The organism is uncultured Bacteroides sp. (genome assembly GCF_902491285.1).
In the GTDB taxonomy this organism is placed as follows: domain Bacteria; phylum Bacteroidota; class Bacteroidia; order Bacteroidales; family Bacteroidaceae; genus Bacteroides.
The window spans coordinates 1-3,689 of sequence record NZ_CABUHK010000163.1 but is presented as its reverse complement, the minus strand read 5'-3'; the positions used below and the strand labels follow the sequence as shown (position 1 = coordinate 3,689).

The 3,689-nt window shown below is 46.6% G+C and carries 3 protein-coding genes; all 3 read left to right on the top strand.

Features of this window, described 5'->3' with window-relative positions; all coding sequences use genetic code 11:
* Positions 1-63: 63 nt before the first annotated feature.
* From RDN93_RS21780 to RDN93_RS21770, 3 genes are read left to right on the top strand one after another with little or no spacing between them, the layout of a single operon-like run.
* Positions 64-2,199 carry a cation:proton antiporter gene (locus tag RDN93_RS21780; protein ID WP_308747406.1) on the top strand — a complete coding sequence of 712 codons (2,136 nt, stop codon included), beginning with the start codon at positions 64-66 and terminating at the stop codon, positions 2,197-2,199.
* On the top strand, positions 2,181-2,915 hold the full coding sequence (locus tag RDN93_RS21775; protein ID WP_308747405.1) for a tRNA threonylcarbamoyladenosine dehydratase: 735 nt from the start codon (positions 2,181-2,183) through the stop codon (positions 2,913-2,915). The genes RDN93_RS21780 and RDN93_RS21775 overlap by 19 nt, the downstream gene beginning before the upstream one ends.
* A 9-nt stretch (positions 2,916-2,924) precedes the next feature.
* Positions 2,925-3,581 carry an ABC transporter ATP-binding protein gene (locus RDN93_RS21770; RefSeq protein WP_308747404.1) on the top strand — a complete coding sequence of 219 codons (657 nt, stop codon included), beginning with the start codon at positions 2,925-2,927 and terminating at the stop codon, positions 3,579-3,581.
* The last annotated feature ends 108 nt before the right edge of the window (positions 3,582-3,689 follow it).

The window sequence follows — 3,689 nt, the reverse complement described above, 5'->3', positions numbered from 1 at the left end:
TAACTTATTGGTGGTATGCGAACTTTTTTGTTCCTTTGCATTGAATTCCTAAAGCTACAGCCCATGAACCTGTTTGATTTTAATTTGACCTTACCGATAACCGACCCGACCTGGGTATTCTTTCTGGTATTGATTATTATCCTGTTTGCTCCGATGATTCTGGGGCGTCTTCATATCCCTCATATTATAGGTATGATTTTGGCAGGAGTGGTGATTGGCGAACATGGCTTTCATGTACTCGACCGCGACAGCAGTTTCGAACTCTTCGGCAAAGTGGGGTTATACTATATTATGTTTCTTGCCGGGCTCGAGATGGATATGGAAGACTTCAAGAAGAACCGGGCGAAAAGTATTGTGTTTGGCTGGCTTACCTTTCTTATTCCGATGGGACTGGGGATATGGAGCAGTATGAGTATGCTGGGATATGGTTTTCTCACGGCCGTGCTGCTGGCCAGTATGTACGCTTCCCATACGTTGATTGCTTATCCTATCATCAGCCGTTATGGATTGTCGCGTCTGCGCAGTGTCAATATAACTATCGGTGGCACGGCTGTCACCGTAACTCTGGCTTTGATAATTCTCGCTGTGGTAGGCGGTATGTTCAAAGGGACTGTCGACGGTTGGTTCTGGGGATTTCTTGTGGCAAAAGTCGCTTTCCTCGGATTCCTGATTGTTTTCTTCTTCCCCCGTATCGGCCGTTGGTTTTTCCGGAAGTACGATGACAGCGTGATGCAGTTCGTATTCGTGCTGGCCATGGTCTTCCTTGGTGGCGGATTGATGGAGTTTGTGGGAATGGAAGGTATCTTGGGGGCTTTCCTTGCCGGATTGGTCTTGAACCGTCTGATTCCTCATGTATCTCCTCTGATGAACCGTCTGGAGTTTGTAGGGAATGCGCTGTTTATTCCTTATTTTCTGATTGGTGTCGGGATGATTATTGACGTAAGAAGCCTGTTTACCGGTGGGGAGGCATTGAAAGTGGCGGTTGTCATGACGGTGGTGGCTACCTTCAGTAAATGGCTGGCTGCATGGATTACGCAGAAGATTTACGGAATGCATTCGAATGAACGGAGCATGATATTCGGTCTGAGTAATGCGCAGGCAGCGGCTACGTTGGCGGCGGTATTAATCGGGCACGAAATTATCATGGAGAATGGCGAGCGGTTGTTGAATGACGATGTGCTGAACGGTACGGTTGTGATGATTCTTTTTACCTGTGTTATCAGTTCTTTAGTGACCGAACGTGCCGCTCGTCGCTTTGCGTTGGATGAAGCTACGCAGTCGGAAGAAGAGGGAACAAAGAAAAGCAATGAACAGATACTGATTCCCGTCGCCAATCCGGATACGATTGAAGACCTTGTTAACCTGGCATTGGTGATAAAGGATGCTAAACAGAAAAATGCGTTGATTGCGTTGAACGTTATCAATGATAATAATAGTTCGGAAAAGAAAGAATTGCAGGGAAAACGTAATCTGGAAAAGGCTGCGATGATTGCCGCCGCTGCCGATGTGCCTGTCACTATGGTGAGCCGTTATGATTTGAACATCGCTTCGGGGATTATCCACACGATAAAGGAGTATGAAGCTACGGACGTCGTCATCGGTCTGCACCGGAAAGCCAATATTGTGGATTCGTTCTTCGGGCACTTGGCGGAAAGTTTGCTGAAGGGTACGCATCGCGAAGTGATGATTGCCAAATTCCTGATGCCGGTGAATACCTTGCGGCGAATCAACATTGCCGTTCCGCCAAAAGCCGAGTATGAAACGGGGTTTGTGAAATGGGTGGAACACTTCTGCCGGATGGGAAGTATCTTGGGATGCCGCGTTCATTTCTTTGCAAATGAACGGACATTGATGAGGCTGCGTCAACTTGTGAAGAAGAAATATGCAGGAACGCCGACCGAATTTACTACGTTGGACGAATGGGAAGACCTTCTCTTATTAACAGGACAAGTGAATTATGACCATCTGCTGGTGGTTATTTCCGCCCGTCGGGGGTCTATCTCTTATGATACTTCCTTCGAGCGTCTGCCCGCGCAACTCGGAAAGTATTTCTCTAATAATAGTTTGATTATTTTGTATCCCGACCAGTTCGGCGAGCCGCAGGAGATTGTTTCTTTCTCTGATCCTCGCGGACATAATGAGTCGCAACATTATGAAAAGGTCGGTAAATGGTTCTATAAATGGCTAAAGAAAAACTGATGGAAGAAAATAACTGGCAACAACGGACGGAACTTCTTTTGGGAGAGGAAAAGATGAATCGCATCCGTAATTCCCATGTGTTAGTCGTAGGTTTGGGCGGAGTAGGGGCTTATGCCGCCGAGATGATTTGTCGTGCGGGAGTGGGGCGGATGACGATTGTAGATGCCGATACAGTGCAGCCTACCAATATGAACAGGCAATTGCCTGCCATGCATTCTACATTAGGAAAGACAAAAGCAGAAGTGCTGGCTGCCCGGTATAAAGATATAAATCCGGATATTGAGCTGAGGGTTCTTCCTGTCTATCTGAAAGATGAAAATATACCGGAACTGCTGGATGCCGGAAAGTATGACTTTATAGTAGATGCTATTGATACTATCAGCCCGAAATGTTATCTGATTAGTGAAGCTATGAAGCGGCGTATCCGGATTGTTTCCAGTATGGGGGCAGGGGCGAAGAGTGATATAACGCAAGTCCGCTTTGCCGACCTTTGGGATACCTATCACTGCGGATTAAGCAAAGCGGTGCGGAAGCGTCTTCAGAAGATGGGAATGAAGCGGAAACTCCCGGTGGTATTCAGTACCGAACAGGCGGATCCGAAGGCTGTGTTGCTGACCGATGATGAGCAGAACAAGAAATCAACCTGTGGAACGGTCAGTTATATGCCGGCAGTGTTCGGATGCTACCTCGCGGAATATGTTATTAAACGATTATAAAAGGCTATTATGATAAAACTGGAAGGAATAACGAAGAGTTTCGGTTCGTTGCAAGTGCTGAAAGGGATTGATTTGGAAATCAACAAGAGTGAGATTGTCAGTATTGTGGGGCCGAGCGGGGCGGGTAAGACTACTCTGTTGCAGATTATGGGTACCCTGGATGAGCCGGATGCAGGCACGGTCGAAATTGACGGAACTGTGGTCAGCCGGATGAAGGAGAAGGAGCTGTCTGCTTTCCGTAATAAGAATATCGGTTTCGTGTTCCAGTTCCATCAGCTCTTGCCGGAGTTTACCGCATTGGAGAATGTGATGATTCCTGCTTTTATAGCGGGGGTATCTTCAAAAGAGGCAAACGATCGTGCGGTGAAGATACTGGAGTTTATGGGACTCGCTGACCGTGCTTCTCACAAACCGAATGAACTGTCGGGCGGGGAGAAACAACGGGTAGCTGTGGCGCGTGCGTTAATCAATGACCCGGCTGTAATCTTGGCTGACGAACCATCCGGAAGTCTGGATACTCAAAATAAAGAAGATTTACATCAACTGTTCTTTGATTTGAGGGATAGATTGGGGCAGACATTTGTTATTGTCACCCATGATGAAGGACTTGCCAAAATCACCGACCGGACAGTACATATGGTGGATGGTATGATTAAAAAAGATTAATTAAGAAACCTTATTTCTAAAAATGCATACCAAAAGGCTAGAACCTTGTTGGGGTTCTATCTTTTAGCTATATATTTATAGTCGCTTCTCTACGGAAGTCTGTGAAGA